General features: G+C 39.3%; 22 protein-coding genes and 1 pseudogene. 12 read left to right on the top strand and 11 right to left on the bottom strand.

Annotated features, from left to right (window positions below; translation table 11 throughout):
• The 5 genes from L647_RS0106350 to galE all read right to left on the bottom strand — a co-directional run.
• The coding region (locus L647_RS0106350) for a dienelactone hydrolase family protein (protein WP_024610419.1) at window positions 1-1,221 on the bottom strand (1,221 nt) is incomplete at its 3' end.
• Window positions 1,222-1,243: 22 nt separating this feature from the next.
• Window positions 1,244-2,254, bottom strand: a complete 1,011-nt coding sequence (locus L647_RS0106355; RefSeq protein WP_024610420.1) for a Gfo/Idh/MocA family oxidoreductase — start codon at window positions 2,252-2,254, stop codon at window positions 1,244-1,246.
• A gap of 24 nt (window positions 2,255-2,278) precedes the next feature.
• The gene (galK, locus tag L647_RS0106360) at window positions 2,279-3,427 is read right to left on the bottom strand and encodes a galactokinase (protein ID WP_024610421.1); all 1,149 of its coding nucleotides are present in this window, start codon (window positions 3,425-3,427) and stop codon (window positions 2,279-2,281) included.
• The gene (locus L647_RS0106365) at window positions 3,417-4,481 is read right to left on the bottom strand and encodes a UDP-glucose--hexose-1-phosphate uridylyltransferase (protein WP_024610422.1); all 1,065 of its coding nucleotides are present in this window, start codon (window positions 4,479-4,481) and stop codon (window positions 3,417-3,419) included. Before L647_RS0106365 ends, galK begins: the two co-directional genes overlap by 11 nt.
• A gap of 1 nt (window position 4,482) precedes the next feature.
• Entirely contained in the window at window positions 4,483-5,496 is a 1,014-nt protein-coding gene (galE, locus tag L647_RS0106370) for a UDP-glucose 4-epimerase GalE (protein ID WP_024610423.1), read from the bottom strand.
• A gap of 266 nt (window positions 5,497-5,762) precedes the next feature.
• Between galE and L647_RS0106375 the strand changes: the two genes are divergently transcribed.
• Window positions 5,763-6,581 (top strand): SDR family NAD(P)-dependent oxidoreductase, encoded by an 819-nt coding sequence (locus L647_RS0106375; protein ID WP_024610424.1) that lies wholly within the window; start codon window positions 5,763-5,765, stop codon window positions 6,579-6,581.
• The gene (locus tag L647_RS0106380) at window positions 6,581-6,934 is read left to right on the top strand and encodes an antibiotic biosynthesis monooxygenase (protein WP_024610425.1); all 354 of its coding nucleotides are present in this window, start codon (window positions 6,581-6,583) and stop codon (window positions 6,932-6,934) included. The genes L647_RS0106375 and L647_RS0106380 overlap by 1 nt, the downstream gene beginning before the upstream one ends.
• 95 nt (window positions 6,935-7,029) lie before the next feature.
• Here L647_RS0106380 and L647_RS0106385 read toward each other — a convergent pair whose 3' ends face one another.
• A complete protein-coding gene (locus L647_RS0106385; RefSeq protein WP_024610426.1) occupies window positions 7,030-7,272 on the bottom strand; it encodes a YdcH family protein in 243 nt (80 codons plus the stop codon).
• 227 nt (window positions 7,273-7,499) lie between these two features.
• Here L647_RS0106385 and L647_RS0106390 point away from each other — a divergent pair, with 227 nt between their 5' ends.
• The 8 genes from L647_RS0106390 (at window position 7,500) to speD (ending at window position 15,337) form a co-directional block, all read left to right on the top strand.
• The gene (locus L647_RS0106390; protein WP_024610427.1) at window positions 7,500-8,081 is read left to right on the top strand and encodes an aminodeoxychorismate/anthranilate synthase component II; all 582 of its coding nucleotides are present in this window, start codon (window positions 7,500-7,502) and stop codon (window positions 8,079-8,081) included.
• 47 nt (window positions 8,082-8,128) lie between these two features.
• Window positions 8,129-9,289 carry an HDOD domain-containing protein gene (locus L647_RS0106395; RefSeq protein ID WP_024610428.1) on the top strand — a complete coding sequence of 387 codons (1,161 nt, stop codon included), beginning with the start codon at window positions 8,129-8,131 and terminating at the stop codon, window positions 9,287-9,289.
• A 379-nt stretch (window positions 9,290-9,668) separates the two neighbouring features.
• Window positions 9,669-10,874, top strand: a complete 1,206-nt coding sequence (locus L647_RS0106400; protein WP_024610429.1) for an aspartate aminotransferase family protein — start codon at window positions 9,669-9,671, stop codon at window positions 10,872-10,874.
• Window positions 10,875-10,959: 85 nt separating this feature from the next.
• On the top strand, window positions 10,960-11,976 hold the full coding sequence (astA, locus tag L647_RS0106405) for an arginine N-succinyltransferase (protein WP_024610430.1): 1,017 nt from the start codon (window positions 10,960-10,962) through the stop codon (window positions 11,974-11,976).
• A 15-nt stretch (window positions 11,977-11,991) separates the two neighbouring features.
• Window positions 11,992-13,461: a succinylglutamate-semialdehyde dehydrogenase gene (gene astD / locus L647_RS0106410; protein ID WP_024610431.1), complete on the top strand. Its 1,470-nt coding sequence runs from the start codon at window positions 11,992-11,994 to the stop codon at window positions 13,459-13,461.
• A gap of 126 nt (window positions 13,462-13,587) precedes the next feature.
• Window positions 13,588-13,935: a DUF3802 family protein gene (locus tag L647_RS0106415; RefSeq protein ID WP_024610432.1), complete on the top strand. Its 348-nt coding sequence runs from the start codon at window positions 13,588-13,590 to the stop codon at window positions 13,933-13,935.
• Between the two features lie 87 nt (window positions 13,936-14,022).
• A complete protein-coding gene (locus L647_RS0106420) occupies window positions 14,023-14,436 on the top strand; it encodes an OsmC family protein (RefSeq protein WP_024610433.1) in 414 nt (137 codons plus the stop codon).
• A gap of 88 nt (window positions 14,437-14,524) precedes the next feature.
• On the top strand, window positions 14,525-15,337 hold the full coding sequence (gene speD / locus L647_RS0106425) for an adenosylmethionine decarboxylase (protein ID WP_002958864.1): 813 nt from the start codon (window positions 14,525-14,527) through the stop codon (window positions 15,335-15,337).
• A 60-nt stretch (window positions 15,338-15,397) separates the two neighbouring features.
• Here the strand turns inward: speD and L647_RS01000000123760 are convergent.
• Both L647_RS01000000123760 and L647_RS0106435 read right to left on the bottom strand, forming a co-directional pair.
• A pseudogene (locus tag L647_RS01000000123760) lies at window positions 15,398-16,676 on the bottom strand (aromatic amino acid transport family protein).
• A 228-nt stretch (window positions 16,677-16,904) separates the two neighbouring features.
• Entirely contained in the window at window positions 16,905-17,891 is a 987-nt protein-coding gene (locus L647_RS0106435; protein WP_024610434.1) for an IS110 family transposase, read from the bottom strand.
• A 532-nt stretch (window positions 17,892-18,423) separates the two neighbouring features.
• Between L647_RS0106435 and L647_RS0106440 the strand changes: the two genes are divergently transcribed.
• Window positions 18,424-19,221, top strand: coding sequence for an alpha/beta hydrolase (locus tag L647_RS0106440; RefSeq protein WP_024610435.1), 798 nt, complete (start codon window positions 18,424-18,426; stop codon window positions 19,219-19,221).
• A 211-nt stretch (window positions 19,222-19,432) separates the two neighbouring features.
• Window positions 19,433-20,152 (top strand): UPF0489 family protein, encoded by a 720-nt coding sequence (locus L647_RS0106445; protein ID WP_024610436.1) that lies wholly within the window; start codon window positions 19,433-19,435, stop codon window positions 20,150-20,152.
• Window positions 20,153-20,246: 94 nt separating this feature from the next.
• On the opposite strand, the gene L647_RS1000000124940 is transcribed toward L647_RS0106445, so the two are convergent.
• From L647_RS1000000124940 to L647_RS0106460, 3 genes are all read right to left on the bottom strand, one after another.
• A complete protein-coding gene (locus L647_RS1000000124940) occupies window positions 20,247-20,960 on the bottom strand; it encodes a hypothetical protein (RefSeq protein WP_024610437.1) in 714 nt (237 codons plus the stop codon).
• Between the two features lie 290 nt (window positions 20,961-21,250).
• Complete coding sequence (gene cysQ / locus L647_RS0106455) at window positions 21,251-22,021, bottom strand: 3'(2'),5'-bisphosphate nucleotidase CysQ (protein ID WP_024610438.1); 771 nt, start codon at window positions 22,019-22,021, stop codon at window positions 21,251-21,253.
• A gap of 214 nt (window positions 22,022-22,235) precedes the next feature.
• Window positions 22,236-22,624 (bottom strand): SAM-dependent methyltransferase (locus L647_RS0106460; RefSeq protein ID WP_024610439.1); only part of this gene is annotated, 389 nt, incomplete at its 5' end.

Here is a 22,624-nt window from a genome sequence, read left to right on the forward strand (position 1 = left end):
GTTTTGTGGCAAGTCTAAATATTCACATTGGCTGGTTATACCTTTTACATGGCAGTCCATCATTGCAAGTACAAAGTGCTTGTTGGTTTCGTTAATTGCACGCATAGACCACGATGGCTCGTAGTAATGACCTATATCTAATTCACTACTGCTTTTTGCAATAGCGGGAGCAGGGTGAGGTGCAATATTGTGGCGGGCATTTTTGTAAGTAAGCATATACTTATCTTGGCTACCTGTTTGGTTATATAGGTTTTTAATGCCCTCATAACCCGAAATGTCATCTAAGCTACCAGCTACATAAAGTGAAGGCACTTTAATATTCTGCATAGCTTTGGCATCAAATATAGCGTGCTGTCCGCCCCATGGTGCAAAGGCAACCATTGCTTTTATACGTGGGTCTACTTTTGGATTTTGATATTGCCCACCAGCGCAGCTGTTTAGTAATTGTTGTACTTTTTGAATTTGAGCAGGGTCTTTCATACCAGTAAACATTGCCGTTGTTTGCTCATTAAATGCATAACATCCACCAATGGTATTTACTGCACCATAGCCACCCATTGAATAGCCAATTACACCAGCGCTTTTGTTATCTACTTGCTTACTTGCAAAGTTGTTTTGTTCGTTAAAGTAATTAATAACAAACTGCTGATCGCGTGAGCGATTTATAAGGGTGCTGAAAAAGCCTGAGAACGGCGCGCTTTTAAAATCAACATCAGCGTTAGTTGAATCAGTATGATCAATCGCTGCAACAATGTAGCCGTGAGACGCTAAGTGCTCGCCTAAGTAGTACATAATTGTGCGGTAACCGGTATAACCGTGGGAAAGCACTATAACAGGGTAGTGCTCTTTATTATTAATTGCGACATCGCGCATGGCGTCGGCTTGCAGGGTAAACTTTTTACCGGTACGAGTTATATCGCTGTAGCTTGTAAGCTCAGTATTGGCTGTATTTGCAGCCGGATACCACACTTCTATTTTTAAAGGGCGGTCTTTTTGAGTTTGTGTAGCAGGATCAAATTGCGCAGGGTTAACTAAATCAAGTGTCTGCACGCCTACTTTGTAACTTCCTTTAGCTGCAAGCTCTGGCAATACTTCGCTAGTGATTGGCGGATATAGTTGCTCAGGCTCATTAGATGCAGCAACAGCTACACTCGCAGATAGACTGCACGTAGCTAACAATATGGCTTTTGAAAGCCCTTTTAATTTGTGTGTAGTTGTCATTGTGTATCCTTGTTGTGTATTTTTATTTTTTAATTTTGAGCTCTGCTGATTCTACGTTACGGCTGTATTGCAGCTGCCATTGGGCTCTTAAAGAGTCCATTATGTTCATCACGCGCAAACTTGTAGAAAGCCCAAGTACGCTACTTTGAGTTTGTTTTTGTAGTATGCATTGTGTGACATGCGCAATTTCAAACTTAAAGTTTTCATCATCGTTAAAGTCAAAATCAAACTGTTGTGCAGCTTGGCTGTTAATGTATAGCTCTATACGCTTAGCACTTACAAATTCAGGTAAACGAATAAAACCATGCTCACCATAAATTAATGCATCGGTTGGGCCGCTTTGCTGTAGTGCACTTGATAGCTGGGCAAATTGTCCGTTACCGTAATCAATAATAGCAACACTTCGCTCATCAACACCGGTTACGCTTTTATGTACTAATGATTTAATTTGCTCAGGGGCTTTGTTAAACACCACGTCAGCAATCGAAATAGGGTAAATACCTAAATCGAGTAGGGCGCCACCAGCCGTTGCAGGATTCATTAAGCGGTGCGTATCAACAAAGCTACCAGGTAAACTAAAGTTAGCATTAACGCTGTGTACTTTACCTATTATGCCTTCGCTTAATAGCTGTTGTAGCTTTATTATTGCCGGTAAAAAGCGCATCCACACGCCTTCCATTAAAAAGCAGTTTTGTTGCTTTGCAAGTTCACTGAGGTTTTGTAATTGCTTGGCGTTAACGGTAATTGGTTTTTCGCTCAGCACGTGCTTATTGTGTGTTAAGCACAGTGCAATAGCATTAAAGTGTTGGTCGTGGGTGTTAGCAATATATATAGCGTCAATGTTTGGGCATTGCGCAAGAGCTTGGTAGCTCTCATAGCCGGTAGCATCGTATTGAGCTGCAAATGAAGTAGCGCGATCGCTATTAGTTGATGCCACGCCAATAAGTTGTGCATCACTGCAATGCGCAATGCTTTTAGCAAAGGTGTGGGCAATATTGCCACATCCAATAATTCCCCAATTAACCTTTGCCATATTTATTGCCTTTTTATTTTAGTTTTAAAAAGAAGTAATTTGTAACCCTGAGCCCGCTGAACATACGTAAATATCAGCATTTAAGTTAAAGCGTGCGTGGTAGTGCTGTTTAACTGCAGCTTTAATAAGTGGCACTTCAGTATCGCGACATAAACATACTATTGCGCCACCAAAACCACCACCAGTCATACGTACTGCTCCGCGCTCACCCATAGCTTCTTTGCAAATTTCTACTAGACCATCGGTTGCTGGTACGGTTACTTCAAAATCGTGTTTAAGCGATTGATGCGATGCAGCCATTAATTCGCGAAGCGCATCCATATCGTTATTTTGTAGTGCAGTTGTTGCTGCTATTACACGATCGTTTTCGCTAATAACATGATGCGCACGTTTATATTCGTTTTCGCTTAATGTTACTTTAGCAGCTTGCAGCTTTTGCATTGTTGCTTGGCGAAGTGTTTTAACACCCATTTTTTCTGCGGCTTGTTCGCAGTCAATACGGCGTTGGTTATATTCGCTATCAACCAATTTACGCGGGTAATTTGAGTTAACAATAACAATGTTTAAATCATCAGGTACTTTAATCGATTTGGTTGCTAGGTTTTCACAGTCGATTAAAAGTGCATGCCCATTCTCGCCTTTAGCTGAAATAAGCTGATCCATAATGCCACACTGGCAATGCATAAAGTCATTTTCGGCTTCTTGACCAAGCAGGGCTATTTGCTCTTCTTTTAAACCTAATTGTGCAATATGGTTAAACATGCCGCCAACAGCAACTTCTAATGCGGCAGATGACGATAAGCCACTGCCTTGCGGTAAGTTACTATCAATAAGTAGGTCAGCACCACGTAATGTATGGCTTGCTCGTTTAAGCACAAAAGCCACAGCACGAATATAGTTACCCCATTGCGATTGACCTTCGCTGATAGCCTCATCAATACTGAAGCTGTCTTGCTCACCAGGGTAATTTAAAGAGCGCACTGTAATTGTGTTGTCGTCGCGCTGTTTAAACATAACTTGGGTGCGAAACTCCAACGAACACGGTAAAACAAAGCCGTCGTTGTAATCGGTAAATTCACCAATTAGGTTTACACGACCAGGAGCGGCAGCAATACCTTGCGCAGGCGCACCGTACAGTGACAAAAATTGTTGTTGGAATTCGTTAAGCTTCATCTGTGTGTCCTGCTGTATCTTTATAATGTGTGGTACTCGCTGCTTGTAAAATAGAGGCAGCAGTTTCTGCGCTTAAATCGCGCTGGCTTTCGCCTAGCATTTCGTAGCCTACCATGTGCTTTTTAACGGTTGCTGAGCGAAGTAGCGGCGGGTAAAAGTGTGCATGCAAACACCAATGTTGCTCATCAGAGCCTCTATTAGCCGGAGCATTATGCCATCCCATTGAGTATGGGAAGCTGCAATTAAATACGTTGTCGTACTTAGTTGTTAATACTTTTAATGCGTGGGCTAATGAATCAGTTTGTGCATCATTTAGCTGGCTAAAGTTTTGAATATTATCTTTAGTTACAAGCATTGTTTCAAACGGCCATGCAGCCCAAAATGGAACAACAACAAGCCAATGTTCGTTTTCGAATACAACGCGAGTTTTATCTGCTTGCTCTTTTTGCACGTAATCGGCAAGCATGGCTGTACCGTGCTTTTTATAATAGGCAAGCTGCTGGTTGTCTTCGGCTTCAATTTCGGTTGATAAATGCGAGTGAGCCCATACTTGCCCATGAGGGTGAGGCTGCGAGCAACCCATTATCTCACCTTTGTTTTCAAAAACTTGTACGCATTTATATTGCTCGGTAAGTTCTGTGTAATTTTGTTTCCAGGTTTTTACTATTTCATGCAGCGCGTTTTGGCTAAGCTCTGGTAGTGTTTTATTATGCTCTGGAGAAAAACAAATTACACGGCATTCGCCACTGGCTTCGTCGGTAATAAATAAGTCGTTGTCTGACTCTGTGCTTTGTGGCTGCTCACTGGTATTAGGTGTTAATGCGCCAAAGTCATTTCTAAATACGTGTGTGTATTTATAATCTGGGTTGCTGTCGCCATTTGCACGGGTATTACTTGGGCAAAGCGGACAGTTTTCATCGTGTTTTGGTAATACGCTTTCGCTAACTGCTTCTGTTGCGCCTAACCATGGGCGGTTATTACGATGTGGTGAAACTAATACCCAACGACCCGTTAGCGGATTTTTACGTCTGTGAGTACTTTCTAATAAAGCCATATTAACTCTCCAACCCACTAGGGTAATTAGTTTGCCAGCGCCATGTATCGTCTGTCATGTCGTTAAGTGTTAGTTTTGCGTGCCAGTTAAGTGTATTTTGCGCTTTAGTTGCATCGGCATAGTTACATGCAATATCGCCAGCACGGCGTGGTGCACTTTGATAAGGAATGTTTTTACCCGTTGATGCGCTAAATGCCTTAATCATATCAAGCACAGAATAACCTTGCCCCGTACCTAAGTTATAAGCATGAAAGGCGGTATCTGTTTTATGCTGCATAAATGCTGCTACATGACCTTTAGCTAAATCTAACACGTGAATATAGTCGCGCACGCCGGTGCCATCTTCAGTGTCGTAATCGTCACCAAAAATATTAACTACATCTCGTTTGCCTACCGCCGTTTGTGCAATAAAAGGCATTAAGTTATTAGGAATGCCATTAGGGCTTTCTCCTAGTAAACCACTTGGGTGTGCGCCTACAGGGTTAAAGTAACGCAGTGCAATACCCATAAATTTGCTGTTGGCATTACATACATCTTGCATGGCTTGTTCAACCATAACTTTAGTCCAACCATATGGGTTAGTTGCGCGTATAGGGTGCTTTTCGTCAATAGGTAAGTAGTCGGGCTCGCCATACACAGTAGCCGATGAGCTAAATATAATGTGATTAACGTCTGCTTCTTGCATGCTTTGTAACATACTTAATGTGCCCGACACATTATTTTGATAATAACGAAGTGGTTGCTCAGTTGATTCCCCAACCGCTTTTAAAGCAGCAAAGTGAAATACAGCTTCGGCTTTAGTGTGCTTTAGCGCGAGTTTAAATTGTTGTTCGTCTTGAATGTCACCCAAAATAAACTCAAATCGGGTGCCTGTAATCTTTTCGAGTTGATCAAGTACACGAGGGCTCGCATTAGATAAGTTATCGTAAATAACAGGCGTAATGCCTGCTTCATGTAATGCAATACATGTGTGACTACCTATGTAACCCATACCGCCTGTGACTAAAACCTTCATGTTTTTTCTCGAAAGAGTATTTATATGATAAATACTACTATTAAGGGGGTGTAAAAACAATAGTAATGATCTGAGCTAAATTCAAATAAAAGAATAAAAAACATTCGCTCATTGGCTCTTAGCATTATCAATTAATTATATAAAGTGATTCAACTGTGCGGCTAATTATCAGTGTTGTGCAAGGGTGTTACGATAGCTACATAATTTACTTTAAGATTGTAGTTAGGCTTTTTACTACCTTAACGCTGCACAGATAGGGCATATAAATGAAAAAAACTATTTTAATTACAGGTGCAACAGACGGCATTGGTTTAGAAACTGCAAAAATGCTACTAGCCCAAGGTCATACTGTATTGCTACATGGTCGTAATCAAGAAAAGCTTAATAATGTACAAGCAATGCTAAACGAGCAATACCCGCAGGCAAGTACTCAAATTTATGTGAGTGATTTTAGCGAAATGACACAGGTACGTTATTTGGCAGGGCAGGTAAGTGCTGATCATAAACAACTCGACGTACTTATTAATAACGCTGGTGTATACAAGCTTGAAAACATAACTACACCCGATGGGTTAGATGCGCGCTTTGCTGTAAATACATTTGCACCATATTTACTAACTAAATTACTTTTGCCGCTATTAAATAAAAATGCACGCGTAGTTAACGTGTCATCTGCTGCGCAATCAAGTGTTAACTTTGATGCGCTTATTGGCAATAAAGCGATTTCAGATAACGCTGCTTATGCACAAAGTAAGCTGGCTATTACCATGTGGTCGCGTTATTTAGGGCTTAAATTAAAAGAGACAGGTCCGTTAGTTGTATCAGTAAATCCAAAGTCACTACTGGGTAGTAAAATGGTTAAGGATGCGTACGGGTTAGATGGTGGCGATTTAAAATTAGGTGCCGATATTTTTTGCCGAGCTGCGCTCAGTGATGAATTTAATAATGCCGCAGGTTTATATTTTGATAACGATGCGGAGTGTTTTGCACCGCCACATTTGGATGCATTAAACGAGACTAAAAACCAACAACTCGTTGATACATTAGATAGCGTTTTAGCACAGCTTAAATTAGGTGAATTATAATGAATACTGATATTACGTGGACTGTTGAAGGTACTATTAAAGCCGGTAAAAAAGATCAATTTTTAGTGGTTATGCAGCAATTAATAGCGGCAGCAAAAAATGAAGTAGGTACTATAATGTATGAATGGACGCTAAGCGACGATGAATCAAGCGTACATATAAACGAGCGTTATATAAATGAAGATGCAGCTAAAGCTCATTTAGCGCAGTGGGATACTAACGGACCACTGTTTTTAGATGTTGTCGACGTGACTAGAATAACAGTATTTAGTGAACTTAATGACGATTTTAAAGCTGCTCTTGCAGGTCCAAATACGGTGTTTATGAATCCAGTTGGTGGTTTTACTAAGTAACCGGAGCTTTGGTTAGGTAATACTCATTTTTGATTTAATACGAGTAAGGGCTCACTGTTTGCAGTGAGCCCTTATTTATAAAAGTTACTTTAGCTTTATTCTGCTTGTAATAAGCGCTGGTATAGCCAGTCTTTTAATTCTGAACGGTCATATTTTAGTTGATGCATTTGCTCATCGCTAATTGGCGCATCCTTGAGTTCTAATACTCTAATTTCTTTATCTAGCTTATCGTATTTATCCGCTTTTTTAGCAAACTCAGTGTCGCTTTCATTTAGCTCTGCAATGGTATTTAAGTGATCTGGGAAATCATTAGTTAATGAGTGTTCTTCGCCTAACATATTCGCTCCTTAATAGGATATAAATGAACTCACAAGTAAGTGAGTTGTTTAAGTGAATTACTACTTATTCATATAATATACTGGGGTTCGTATAATCATAAATCAACCACCTGGCTTTTTATTTCCTTCATATACTTTTACAAATCACTGACACTTATACATGCTTGAGTTAGAATGCATTGTGCGGAAATACCCGCGATAAATAACTACTTTGAGTGCTTTATTACATGCTTTTAATGATCGATAACTACGATTCGTTTACTTATAACTTAGTGCAGTATTTTCAGCGATTAGATCAAGACGTATTAGTTAAGCGTAATGACGAGCTAAGCATTGCACAAATTAAACAGTTAAATCCGCAGCACATAGTTTTATCACCTGGACCATGCACACCTAACGAAGCCGGTATTTCGTTAAATGTAGTTGAGCAACTAAAAGGGTTATATCCCATATTAGGGATCTGTTTAGGGCATCAAACTATTGCGCAGGCACTGGGTGGTGATGTGGTTCGAGCAAAAAAAGTAATGCATGGTAAAACTTCACCAATAATTCATACTAATAAAGGTGTGTTTAACGGTTTAGTTAATCCGTTAACGGTTTGTCGCTACCATTCTTTAGTTGTTAAAGCACATACGTTACCTAAAGAACTTGAGGTAACTGCATGGACTCAAACTGAGCAAGGTGAGTTTGACGAAATAATGGGATTGTTGCATAAAGAGCTCGCAATAGAAGGAGTGCAGTTTCATCCTGAGGCTATTTTAACGCAACACGGTTTAAAACTGCTTGATAACTTTTTAACTCGCTTCTAAAGTTATAATACTTAAGTGCATTTTATACTTACTAATGACTGGATGTAATGACCGAACTCGTATCGCAACAATGTACTGCAAAAATGCTCGACCAACGAGCCCACGATTTATTGTTGGGTCATAGTTTTGCACACCAGCAAATTGGCTTTATTAATACATTAGATATTGATTACGGCGAACCAATGAAGCAACGTACCTTATTAGAGGTAGAGATTGCAGCGCAAAATGTACGCCAACAAAGTAGTACAGCTCATCACAAATACCGTGCTCAAGCGAGCGAGCAGCTTCATAAAGTAATAGAAACTGCAATATATAAACAGCTTAACGACATAGATGCAGTTATTAAAAGTACAATCGGAATTGAAGACAGTGTTGCTACTATAATTGATATTTTAGCTGTTAAATCAGCTTCTGTAGGGCGTTTAGAGCCGCTGGTTAATGATTTAAGTTGGCTTGGTCGAGAATTAGTAACGCTAGTTAATTTACCGTATTATCGAAACCAGCGTAGTAAAAACACCTCAGTAAAGGTGGACAGCCCCGCGTTAGCGCTACGTTATATTGGTTTAGATAATTTACAGTTAGTAATCCCTACTTTTGCAGTACGCCATTGGATGCCACATAGCACAGAGCCATTTTCATTATTAAAGCGCAGGTTACGAGACAGTGCCATGGCAAATGCGATTGCGGCACAAAAGATTGCACAAATAAATAATGTAAACGATATTCATGCGTTTACTCTCGGTATGCTTTTAGATGTGGGTCGAATTGCGTTAGTGCGTTTGTATTTAAAAACGTTTGATCAAGTATGGAAGCGTAAAATACAAATTGCTCGTGAAGAAAATCAAAAAAATCTACATACAGCATTATTAGAGTTACAGCCTGATCCGCTTTTTTTAACCAACTTGCTTAGCAATAAATCGATAGCAGTAAGTGCCAAAGTAATAGATAAAATGGCTTTTAAATATTTACCGTTTAAAGGTGTAATGCAACAGTTAGAAAACGGGGTCGATAAGGGTGATACATTACTGCCTTTAACTGAGGTAATGTTAAAGGCGCGTTGTTACGCTCAATATTTAAATTTAAAAGAGCATCAGCTTATTGAGCCCGACGAATTAGCAACGTGGTTTTCGTACTTTAAGTTCACTAAAACGGAACTAAAAACCCTCGAAACAAGCAATTTTACCAATCTAGCTATTCAAATTGACTAAAAAATTGAAATTTTTGTTAATTAATTAGCGACTAATCATTCATTCTAATCCTATTGTTATATCGCATATTTAATGCTTAAACCGCATGCGCCTCAGTGCCCATGCGGTTAGTTACTTAAAACTGGTCATAATTAACTATGCAAATAGTTATTCACTATCTATGAAATAATATCTTTAGCCCTTTATTTTAAAGGGATACATGAAAGTTTTTAACGAGACAGATATCAGTAATTCTGAAATAATGTGCGTCTGAAAATTGAACCACAAAGCAATTTTGCGCAATTATCAGGTTACTGATCTTGCCTATAAAGTTGGTTACAAATATTAACCAAACACCTATTTTGATGTTTTGTGTTGCTCACAATTAAGAGGAAATAAAATGACAGTCAATCGCGAATTATTTGATCACGTAATGGTTCCTAACTACGCACCTTCAAGCGTAATTCCTGTTCGAGGCGAAGGCTCTCGCGTATGGGATCAAGAAGGTCGAGAGTTTATCGACTTTGCTGGTGGTATTGCAGTTAACTGTCTTGGCCATTGCCATCCTGCATTAGTAGGCGCATTAAAAGAGCAAGGCGAAAAAATCTGGCATCTATCAAATGTAATGACCAATGAGCCGGCACTTCGCCTAGCTAAAAAAATGGTTGATGCTACATTTGCTGAAAAAGTTTACTTTGCTAACTCAGGCGCAGAAGCAAACGAAGCAGCGCTTAAATTAGCGCGCCGTTTTGCACTTGATAAATACAGCGCAGAAAAATCACAAATCATCGCGTTCAACAAAGGTTTCCACGGTCGTACATTCTTTACCGTAACTGTTGGCGGTCAAGCTGCATATTCAGATGGTTTTGGTCCTAAGCCGGGCGACATTGTACATTGTGATTACAACGACCTAGCTGCTTTTGAAGCGCTTATCAGCGACAAAACATGTGCCGTAATGATGGAACCTCTACAAGGTGAAGGCGGTATTGTTTCACCAACTGACGAGTTTGCTCAAGGCGTTCGTGATTTATGTACTAAACATAACGCACTGCTTATTTTTGATGAAGTACAAACAGGTGTTGGTCGTACTGGCGATTTATACGCATACCAAGGCTTAAACGTAGTACCTGATATTTTAACTTCAGCTAAAGCACTTGGCGGCGGTTTTCCAATTGGCGCTATGATCACAACAACTGAGATTGCACAGCACCTTAAAGTAGGTACTCATGGTTCTACTTATGGCGGCAACCCGCTTGCGTGTGCTGTTGCAGAAGCAGCATTTGATACAGTAAATACACCAGAAGTACTTGCTGGCGTAAAAGCTAAAGCAGCATTATTTAACGAGCTAATTACTGCGGTTAACGAAAAATACAACGTATTTAGCGAAATCCGTGGCCAAGGTTTATTAATTGGCGCGGTAGTTAACGAGCAATACAAAGGTCGTGCAAAAGAGTTTTTAGTTGCAGGTACTGAGCAAGGTCTTATGTCATTAGTTGCTGGTGCAGACGTAGTACGTTTTACTCCATCATTAGTAATCCCTGAAGCGGACATTCGCGAAGGTATGGCACGCTTTGAAAAAGCAGTTGCAAGCGTAGTAAACGCATAAGCGACTTAAGCCAACCAATTAAGGGCAAGCACTGCTTGCCCTGCAATTCCTATTTACCGTTATTTATAAGGGAGCAAGCGGACTCATGATGATCCTTCGCCCAATCCAGCAAAATGATTATTCAGCATTACTGAAAATTGCCCACGAATCTGGGCATGGTTTTACATCTTTGCCATTAAACGAAGAACTATTGCAAAAGAAATTAGACCATTCTGTAAGTTCATTTTCTAAGCAAACGTCACAACCCGGTGACGAAGGCTACCTGTTTGTTCTTGAAGATAGCGAAACCGGTGAAGTTGTAGGAACGTCTGCAATTGAAGCTGCGGTAGGGCTTGATGATGCGTTTTATCATTATCACTTAAGTAAAGTGATTCACTCTTCGCGTACATTAAATGTATACAAAGCCGTTGATATTTTAACGTTATGCAACGACTACACAGGCGCTACAGAGCTTTGCACACTGTTTTTAAAAGATGGCTATCGTAAAAATTGTAACGGTAAACTGCTTTCAAAAGCGCGCTTTATGTTTATAAAGCAACATCAAGAGCGTTTTGCGCAAACAGTAATTGCAGAAATGCGCGGTGTGTCTGACGAAAATGGCAGCAGCCCTTTTTGGCAGTGGCTAGAAGAGCACTTTTTCTCAATGGATTTTCCTACAGCCGATTACCTAACAGGTATTGGGCAAAAGGTTTTTATTGCTGAATTAATGCCTAAATACCCAATTTACGTAAACTTGCTAAGTAAAGATGCGCAAGCTGTAATAGGTAAAGTACACGACAACACACGCCCAGCAATCGAATTATTAAAAAGCGAAGGCTTTACGTTTAATGGCTACGTAGATATTTTTGACGGCGGCCCAACGGTTGAAGCAAAAGTAGATAACATTGCGACTATTCGTAATGCAAATCACTTTAACGTTGAAATTGGCGAAATGACTGGCGACACCATGGTGTTACTAGCCAACGAAAAGCTTGAAGATTTTAGAGCAACCGTTGCGCCAATGACATTTGACGAGCGAGCAAAAAGTCTTATTTTATCGCAAGAAATAGCAGATGCATTGCATTTGCAAGTTGGCGATATTGTTAGTGCAACCACGATTTAATTTAGGAGAAAGTATATGACTCATCCTGCACAATTTATAAATGGTCAATGGTCACAAGGCCAAGGCACAGAATTTAACTCAGTAAACCCTGCAAATAACGACGTTATTTGGCAGGCCTCATCAGCAACTGCGGCGCAAGTAGATACCGCAGTAAATGCAGCGCGCGAAGCGTTTTATGCATGGGCTGATAAAAGCTTTACTGAGCGTTTAGAAATAGTTAAAGCATTCGCAGCGCAATTAAAAGAAAACAGCGAAGAGCTCGCTATTACTATCGCACAAGAAACAGGTAAGCCACTGTGGGAAACTCGCACAGAAGCGGGTGCTATGGTTGGTAAAATTGCCATTTCTGAAAAAGCATTTTTAGATCGCACCGGCGACGTAGAAAACGCAATGCCACTTGGGCGCGCGATGATCCGTCATAAGCCACATGGTGTTGTAGCTGTGTTTGGTCCGTATAACTTTCCGGGTCACTTACCTAATGGCCACATTGTGCCAGCGCTTTTAGCAGGTAACACGGTTGTATTTAAACCATCTGAGCTTACTCCTAAAGTGGCTGAGCTTACGCTTAAACTGTGGGAAAAAGCAGGTTTACCAGCAGGTGTAATTAACCTTGTACAAGGTGAAGTAGAAACGGGTAAAGCCCTTGCTGCTCACAAAGGTATTGATGGCTTGTTCTTTACGGGTTCTTCTCGTACTGGTCATATTTTACATGAACAGTTTGCGGGTCAGCCAGGTAAAATTTTAGCGTTAGAAATGGGTGGTAATAACCCACTTATTATTACTGACGTTGAAGATACTAAAGCCGTTGTTCACGATATTATTCAATCTGCGTTTATTTCAAGTGGTCAACGTTGTACGTGTGCACGTAAACTATTTTTACCAGCAGGTAGCAAAGGCGATGTGATACTTGAGCGTTTAATCACAGCAACTAAAGCGATTAAAGTAGGTAACTATGACGATGCAGACCAGCCGTTTATGGGCTCTATGATCTCATCAGCTGCAGCCTCAGGCATGGTTAAAGCGCAAAACGAACTTGTTGAGCTTGGCGGTCAAGTATTAGTAGAGCTTGAGCACACAGCCAATACTGGTTTTGTAACACCAGGTATTATTGAGTGTACAAATATTAGTGACTTCCCAGATGAAGAGCATTTTGGACCACTTTTAAAAGTATTTCGCTTTGACGACTTTGACCAAGCAATTGATAAAGCAAACGATACAACCTTTGGTTTATCGGCTGGTTTATTAAGTGATAGTGCAGCAGATTACGACCACTTTTTACGTCGTATTCGTGCAGGTATTGTTAACTGGAACCGACCAATTACTGGCGCATCAAGCGCAGCACCATTTGGTGGTATTGGCGCATCGGGCAATCACAGAGCAAGCGCGTATTATGCAGCCGACTATTGTGCATACCCAGTTGCTTCAGTAGAGCTTGAAAAAGTAGCAATGCCAGCAACATTAAGTCCAGGCTTAAAAATAGATTAAGTACTACTTAATCACTATAAAAGCAGCTTCGGCTGCTTTTATAGTGTTGCTACCGAGCAAAGCTAGTAATCAACAGAGCTTTCTGCTTAAATCAACATAATTAAATATCTTTAGGTGGTTTATATAATGGTTTTAGATAGGCAAGGGTACGATGATTTGATCATGTATCTAACTCAAAATTTAGCATTGTTTGAGAAACCAGGCGAAATAAAACCAGGTGCACCAACGGTTATGGAATTAATCGAAGATGTTATTGCACATAATGTAATGCTAATTTGCCAACAGCATACAAGCCTCAATATAGAACAGCGTAGCCTTATTGTTCGTGAAGTTGACGGCATAGTTTACGATTTAGAAGAAGTCCTCAGCAGCATCACCTCACAGCCTGTCACAGTCGAACAGCATGCATTTATAGATGAGTTTGCCGGTTTAGTTAAAAACTTATTCGATAATGCGGTTACACAAGGCTCTTAACTCTTTATATAGCCGTGCAGTATATTTTAATTTGCAACTACGGCTAACTTGCTTACAATCAAGAAAATATTTTTTTGAGATATAACAATGCAAGCAAATGTAAAATGGGTTGAAGGCGATACATTTATTGGTCGTTCGAATTCTAATCATAATGTTGTTTTTGATGGCGGCAGTGATAGCGCAGCACCAAGCCCAATGGAAATGGTTTTAATGTCGGTTGGTTGTTGCTCGTCAGTTGATGTTGTAAGCATTTTAAAAAAAGCTAAACAAGATTTTTCAGATGTACAAGTACAACTAAGTGCAGAGCGCGCCGAAACCGCTCCCCGTGTGTTTACTAAAATCAACTTACACTTTGTTGTTAAAGGCAATAATGTATCTGAAAAGCACCTTGCACGCGCCGTTTCACTCTCTGCTGAAAAGTATTGTTCGGTCGCATTAATGCTTGATAAAACAGTAGAAATTACGCATAGCCACGAAGTTGTGCAAGATCAAGGAAAATAACGCTTTTTCCATGAGGAAAATTCGTATAAAATCCGCGAACTTTTCATTCTGCAGGTGCAGAACCCACTAATTTATAGGTTGGTTTATTATGAACAAACCCTTCGATAAACTTAAACTTCATGGCTTTAATAATTTAACCAAAAGTTTAAGCTTTAGTATTTACGATATTTGCTATGCAAAAACCGAGCAGCAACGTAAAGAATATATTGAATATATCGATGAGCAGTACAGTGCAGATAGACTAACCGACATTTTAGGTGAAGTTGTTGATATTATTGGTGCTAACATTTTAAATGTAGCGCGCCAAGATTATGAACCGCAAGGTGCTAGTGTAACAATTTTGGTTTCAGAAGAGCCGGTAGAAGAACAGCAAAATTATGATGCTGACGAAGCGCCGGGTCCGTTACCTGATTCAGTAGTTGCGCACCTAGATAAAAGTCATATTTGTGTACACACATACCCAGAAGCTCACCCTGATGATGGTATTTGTACATTCCGTGCTGATATTGAAGTTTCTACTTGTGGCATTATTTCGCCTCTTAAAGCGTTAAACTTCTTAATCCATAGTCTTGAGTCAGACGTAGTGACGATTGACTACCGTGTACGTGGTTTTACCCGCGATATTAACGGTGTTAAGCATTACATTGATCATGCTATTAGCTCGATTCAAAACTTTATGACAGAAGATACAAAAGAAGCGTACCAAATGATGGACGTGAACGTGTATCAAGAAAATCTGTTTCACACAAAAATGATGTTAAAAGAAACCGACTTAAACACGTATTTATTCGGTCTTTCTACTGATGATTTGTCTGAGGGTGAAGAAGAGCAAATTCGCTCTAAACTGACTCGTGAAATGCAAGAAATATTCTATGGTCGTAACTTGCCAGATACAGAATAATAGCAACGAATTAAATTAAAAATGGCGCTCAATGAGCGCCATTTTTTTATTTAAAAAATATTACTTAAGCATACTGTATAAAAGTGCAAACACTGCGAGTAAGCCAACCGCTAATATAAATAGCGTGCTAAAGCGATTACGATACTTATTAAGTGCAGGCACTTTATAAACCGCAATCATTGGCATAATAAATAAAATCATCGCAATAATAGGGCCTGATAATTGATCCATCATATCTAAAATACTTGGGTTTTTAACAGCGCAAAACCAAATAGCTAAAAACATAATAAACACGCCAATTTTATCGGCAACCTTAGCACTCAAGCTTGTTTGTTTTGTCACTAATCCTGTAAAGCTTTCGCGTGCACCTAAAAAATGACCCAAAAACGATGACGTAATCGCAATAAAGGCAACAAGCGGCCCAAGTGTGGCAATAAACGAGTTATCAGTAATGTTAGCAAGGTAGGATAAAACCGATACGTTAGCCGCTTTAGCTGCCGCCATTTGCTCGCCTGTAAGCGACAGCACACAAGAGAATACAAATAACAGTACAAACGTAATAAGTAGCAAGCTAGTGCGCTTTAAAATCGCCTCAGACTTACGTGTAGCCTGATCCCCATAATGACCGCGTTGCACGTTTACAAAACTTGAAATAGCCGCTGCATGGCTAAACGAAAACACAATAATAGGAATCGACAACCACAGTGTTTTACCAAAGCTGCCTATTTCAGGCACACTCACATTTGGCATTTGCCAGCTAGGAATTAAATAAAGCGATAAAAAGAATAATATACCCACAAGCGGATACACTAAAATAGCAAAGGCACGCAGCATTAAACGCTCGCCACCCATCATTAAGCTAATCATACCGGCTACCAGTACNCAGAACACGAGAGGGCGATTCAAGCCCCATCTGATTAACCATAAAGCTATCAACAGTATTAGTTAAACCCACACCGTAAATAAGCAAAATTGGGAATATAGATAAAAAGTACAACAAGGAAATTAACCGACCCGCAGTAACACCAAAGTGCTCTTCTACTACATCGGTAAAATCGGCATCTTTATTTTTTGACGACAGTACAAAGCGCGCTAATCCACGGTGCGCAAAAAAGGTCATTGGGAACGCTAAACACGCCATAATAATTAACGGCCAAAAGCCGCCAANAATCCCAATGTTAATAGGCAAAAATAAAATGCCCGCACCAACGGCGGTACCAAATAGGCTTAATGTCCACTGCGTATCGTGCAGGTTCCATTTAGTTTTTGTGTTTGAACTTGAGTTTGTGTGTGTGTTTGTTGATGCATTTGAAAGCGTTGCATCTTGAGATGTTGTCATGTGTGTGCTCATCCATTATTTATAATAATAACTGCGCCGAAGAGTATAGTTTTTAGAGACATCTTTCATGCTTTGAAGAGATTTTTAGACTAATTAATTAGACTCGATTGGAGGGTAAGTGTCATGAATACGAAACAGCGGTGTAAAAGTGAGCAAAACCCTTAAATAGCAATACCCCATTATAATTGTAAGTAGATACCATCTCTTCTAACCAGCCTCAAGCTTTCTTTAAATAGCTTGGGGCTGATATTCAGTTTGATTCTTCACAACACCAAAACAGATATGTGTCAGCTTTCTCATTGCAGCACCAATTGCCTGCATTTTTGTTTTACCTTGCTCCACTAATCGCTTATTTTGGGCTTTTATATCTGGATTATGTTGTACAGCTACTACAGCAGCCATATACAATTTAGCCCTTATATACCCAGGTCCTTCTTTGCTTAAGGTTGTTTTTCCAGCCCGTTTGCCTGACTCATTAAGCTTAGGTATTAAGCCTAAGTAACAAGCTAATTGCTTGGCATTTTTAAACTGTTTACATGCCATCAAGGACACCATCATACGTGATATTACCTCTCCAACACCTTTGATACTTTGAAGCAATTGGCGGTTCTTTTTTAATTGTGGGTGTCTATCAATATGCTCATCAATGTCATTTTTTAGCTTGCCTATCTCAGTTTTTAGTACAGCTATCATATCTTCAATTGACTGAGTAACTCGAGTAGATGCACCTGAGAAACCAACAGCTTCATAACGATTTTCTTCGCGACGTAAGTCTTGCTCAAGTGCTTCAAGTCTACGCGTCATTACTTTTAACTCTCTCGCTTCAACAGGCTCAGGCTGCCAACTTAAAAGTGAGTGCTGTTGGTCATGACCATAACGAGCAAGCATTGTGGCGTCTGACTTGTCTGTCTTATGGACAAGCCCTAATGAACTTGCGTACTGTTTTGCTTTACCAGGATTTACATGTAATAAAATAAATCCTTGCTCATATAGGAAATACATCAGCGGCTCGCTATAAACACCTGTGGGCTCTGTTGTAATAACAATATCTTGTGCTTCTAAATTTGTATTCTTTATCAACCAGGCAACTAACTCTTGATAGCCCTTCGGGTTATTTTTAAAAATCTTCGTTTTCTTTTTACTTTTGACTACATCGCGTAGCCAGGAAATATCTAACTTTTCTTTACCCACATCAATGCCAATAAAAGCTTTCATCTCTATCTACTCCCCTTGTACATGCAGCGTCACCCTTAGTTGGGGCGCTAGGATACCATTCAGTTTAATGGAGGTTAGGAAGTCAGGGCTCAATCTACGTCACAGCATTTTCACACTCTGGTTGGGTACGAGCTCACTGTCTTCCCGATGTGACAAGTGCTAGCTAAACACTCATCAAGAAGAGATACAAGGTTGGGTAGAGCGCAGCGAAACCCAATACGCGATAGCGTCATGCGAGCAGCGAAGCCAAAATAGGCAATTTTCATAACGAACAACTGATCCGAATATAATACTTATAATTGATATTAACTAACACGTTTTGCTATTAGTAGATGTTCATAAAATAAGGATGTTTTCACGTAAAAATAGGGGAAGGTCATTTTTATTGGTTTTCATTTAAAAATCAAAATCTGCTCCCAAAAGCTGTTAAGTAGAAGCCATTGATCGGAACTTCATAAGAGATTTTTCTTAAACTCCGTTATACTTCCTGCAATTGAATATGCCAAACGAAGTAAATAGGCCGCTAACTGCAATGAGCAAAGAAATTCTTTTCCATACTATTTTTACGCATGAAACCAGTAAAACATGGGTTGTATTTGTCCATGGAGCAGGTGGTAGTTCGGCAATTTGGTTTCGTCAGCTTAAAGCGTATAAAAAAGAATATAATGTGTTGTTGCTTGATCTTCGTGGTCACGGCAAATCGAATAACTTAGTACAACACTTTGTTGATAATAATTATTCGTTTAATAATGTCTCTAAAGACATTATCGATGTGTTAGATCATAACAATATCACCAGCGCGCACTTTGTTGGTATTTCATTAGGTACAATTATTATTCGAAATATTGCTGAAATTGCGCCGCACTATGTTTCTAGCATGGTGCTAGGTGGAGCGGTTACTCGTTTTAATACTCGCAGTAATACATTGGTTTATTTAGGTAATACTTTTAAACACTTCTTGCCTTATATGTGGCTGTATCGCTTATTTGCTTTTATTATGATGCCGAAGAAGCGTCATAAAGAATCTCGACTTTTGTTTGTTCGTGAAGCAAAACGCTTGTGCCAAAAAGAGTTTATAAAATGGTTTAAATTAGCCATGGACGTAAATCCCTTAATGCAATATTTCAAAGAAAAAGACATTGATATTCCCATTCTGTACATTATGGGCAAAGAAGATCATATGTTCCTTGGTCCTGTTAAAGAAATGGTTAAGCGTCATAAAAATAGCGTACTGCAAACTATTCACCATTGTGGTCACGTCTGTAATGTGGAACGTCCTGACTTATTCAATAAGCACTCGCTTGCTTTTATCGCCCAGCAAAATCGTTAAGAGTTGTCGCTTTTAAAAAGCGTTTAATTAATGGCAAGTACTTAGTAAATTGGATTCGGTCATTCTTTTTGGCTTTCGTCCTAAACTAAAAACAAGACCTAACACTGAAGGATATTTCGCAAATGGGAAACGCAAAAAACTTCCAAAGCGCAGATTTTAATTTTTGACTCTATTCAGTTGGTGCATACAGAGTCCTTAGCGAGCTAGATAAATGGAAACAGGAAAGTGGATTATCCCTTTTAAAGGGCGCAATGCTTCGGGAGCGACTAAAGTAAACTTTTTATACCAACAGGAAAATGTTTTCTTTATGGATAATCACCGAACAGCTTCATGGTGTTGGGAAAAAAATATTAGTGAATGCTCGAATATAGCTCTCATTCATATTGATGCCCACTATGATGCTGGAGTGGTTGAAGCTATAGATATAATGCGGCTACCAGATCCAAAATCAAGCTCAGTTACTGAGTATATAAATAAGGTAAATCGTTCATCTCCAGAACATTTATGTGAAACGCCAGTAATTACATGGGATACATATTTATATATTTTTGAAAGTATTCATAGGGATAAAATTAACTCGTTACTATGTGTTACACATGGTTACGGTGCAAAGTTACCTGATGAATCTGTTGCAGTGGATCTAAATGCAGATAAAGTTACTAACTCTTTATATCAATTAGCTAACTTTTCAGGCTCTGTAATTATAAATATTGATCTGGACTACTTTGCTAAACAAAATTTTAAGGATGATAACCCAACTCGCAGCTTAAAGAAGATTGCAGAAGCTATTGGTGTTTTGAGCACCTCGGCCTCTGTATGTATCACAATTTGTTTAAGTCCTGGATGTTGTGATGGTTGGGAGGAAGCTGAAGCTATCTTAAAATTGTTTAATCGTTATGCTGAATTTAACTTTGAGTTACCAAAAAGTTAATATGAGGGGCTAGATATTATCGACTATAAATTTGTTAAGCTCTAAGTCAACGTGGTAACTTCAAGAATTACCGCGTTGAAGGATATGTCGGCTATTAATTTGGAAAAGATTTAAGAACTTTATACTCAATCTTAGTGTTAGTGGCATTTAATATTTCAATGCGTGCCCCTTTAAAGCCTACTATATTGCTTTCAGCAAGGTCATAGTTAACTTCTTGAGAGAAACTAGGACGAGCAAGATCTTTAGAAAACTCACGATACATAAATTTTAATGTACTTCCAGATTTACCATTATAAATTAACTCTTGTTTAAAGCTTGGTTGTGAGATATCTACAAGCTTACCAACTCTAAAATTAGGGTTTGGCGTCGCAACGGGGTCTGCGCTGGTAAGGTCAAAATAGCCTGTTAAATCCAAGGAGCCATCGGTTTTTAATATCAAAAATTCATTATAGAGTGGGACTCTTTGACCGAAGGTTTTGTCATCTACGTAATAGTTATTTGAAGATGCTTCAAAATATTTATCACCATTTTTGTCTTTTTTAATGTAAGGCAGTTTATGTGGAGTCATTATATATTCTCTCGCATATCCGCCATCAGAAATAGTTGAAAATAACTCTAGCCCATCGTAAGTATATGCAATACTTTTTTCGAGTAACGTGTCTCCAATTTCAACTTCAGCCTCTTGATTAAGAGCCGGAAGGTTAACTGTTGATACATCACTGATGATTTTTGTTGGCAGTTTTGATGCGCAACCAGACAATATTAATAGAGTAGTAAGTATCGAAAAGTATTTAGATATATGATTCATATTTTACATCCTTGTTTAAAAAGTTGGACTTTATCAACTTAAATGAAAACAAACAATAGAATATTAATTACATAGTTGATTGAGATTTGGCTGATAAAAGATAGGAAGTAGAATGATTTGTAAGGAAAGTTCCGTTTTTGTAGTGAATATAGTTTAGCTTTCAAGTGCTACTTCAAAGAGCATATCTATAAAAAGTATATACTCGTTGGGTTTCGTTTCACTCAACCCAACCTACCGTGTTTAGGTTGACATAGAGCTGCTAGTAGCTAAAAACTCGCAGCTCTAGGCTCTTACTCTTCTATCGCACTCACCACAAAATACGGGTTTAAGTATTCATCTTTGGTGTTATAAATAAGCGGGCTGCCATCAAGTAAAGTGACTTTTGCACCGGCTATTTCGGCAATAGCATGACCTGCACCGGTATCCCATTCGCAGGTTGGACCTAAGCGCGGGTAAATATCGGCGCTACCTTCGGCGACTAAACACAGTTTTAGTGAGCTGCCTTTTGACACCATTTCAACATCGTCAAAGCGTTTTACAAACTCGGCTAAATCGGGTGATGGATGCGAGCGACTGCCTACAACACGTATTAACCCTTTGTTAGGTTTGGTAGTAACTTTTAGCTCTATTCGCTCATCGCCTTTATCTTTAAATGCACCAATAGCCTCTGCGGCTATGTACGATACGCCAAGAGCGGGAGCATCGACTACGGCTAAAATAGGAATACCGTTTTCGATTAAAGCTATATTTACGGTAAATTCGCCATTCTTTTTAATAAACTCTTTAGTACCGTCTATTGGATCGACTAACCAGTAGCTTTTCCATGTTTGGCGTACATCCCAGCTTATATCAGCACTTTCTTCACTTAATACAGGAATGTCGGGAGTGAGCTGATGCAACCCAGCAATAATTATTTTATGAGCTGCTAAATCGGCGTCGGTTACAGGGCTTTCATCGGCTTTGTATTCAACGTTAAAATCTTTTTCGTAAATACCCATTATGGCTTGGCCTGCTTTGCGGGCAAGTATTAGGGTTTCTTCTAGCAGTTCGGTTTGGTTCATGGGGTTAACCTATGTATGGTTTTGTTTTAGATACGTTATCAGTTGAGTAACCGATTGGTCTAGCGGGTTTTACTTCTATCTAAATTATTTTTAGTTATTTTATATGCAGGTTTGCATTTTTAGCCAATGGAACAGTTATTTTGCAGTTTAACTAACCTGACCTTTGACTAATTAGTTTACTATTTAAAGGTCAGGTTAAAGTATATTAATGCATTTAGTTAGATTGAGTGCTTGATACATCTGTAAGCGGCTGTGCAAAGCTACTTGTTTGCTCGTTTTGCCCAAACCACGCGAGTTGCGAGTGTAGGGCGGCTACTTCACCAATAATGAGTAGCGCAGGCGATATAATGTTATTGCGTTCAATTAAGTCGGCAAGTTCGCCTAGTTGCCCTGTTACAACACGCTGATTTTTACGTGTGCCATTTTCAATAACAGCAACAGGTGTGTCGGCTTTTCGACCATGCTTTAAAAGCTCTGTTTGTATATGTGGCGATTTAATTACGCCCATATATATAGCAAGCGTTTGATTAGGCTTAGCCAGTGATTGCCAATCAAGTTCTTGACCGTCTTTTTTACAGTGACCAGTTACAAACTGAATGGCTT

The organism is Pseudoalteromonas sp. TB64, assembly GCF_000498095.1.
In the GTDB taxonomy this organism is placed as follows: Bacteria; Pseudomonadota; Gammaproteobacteria; order Enterobacterales; family Alteromonadaceae; genus Pseudoalteromonas.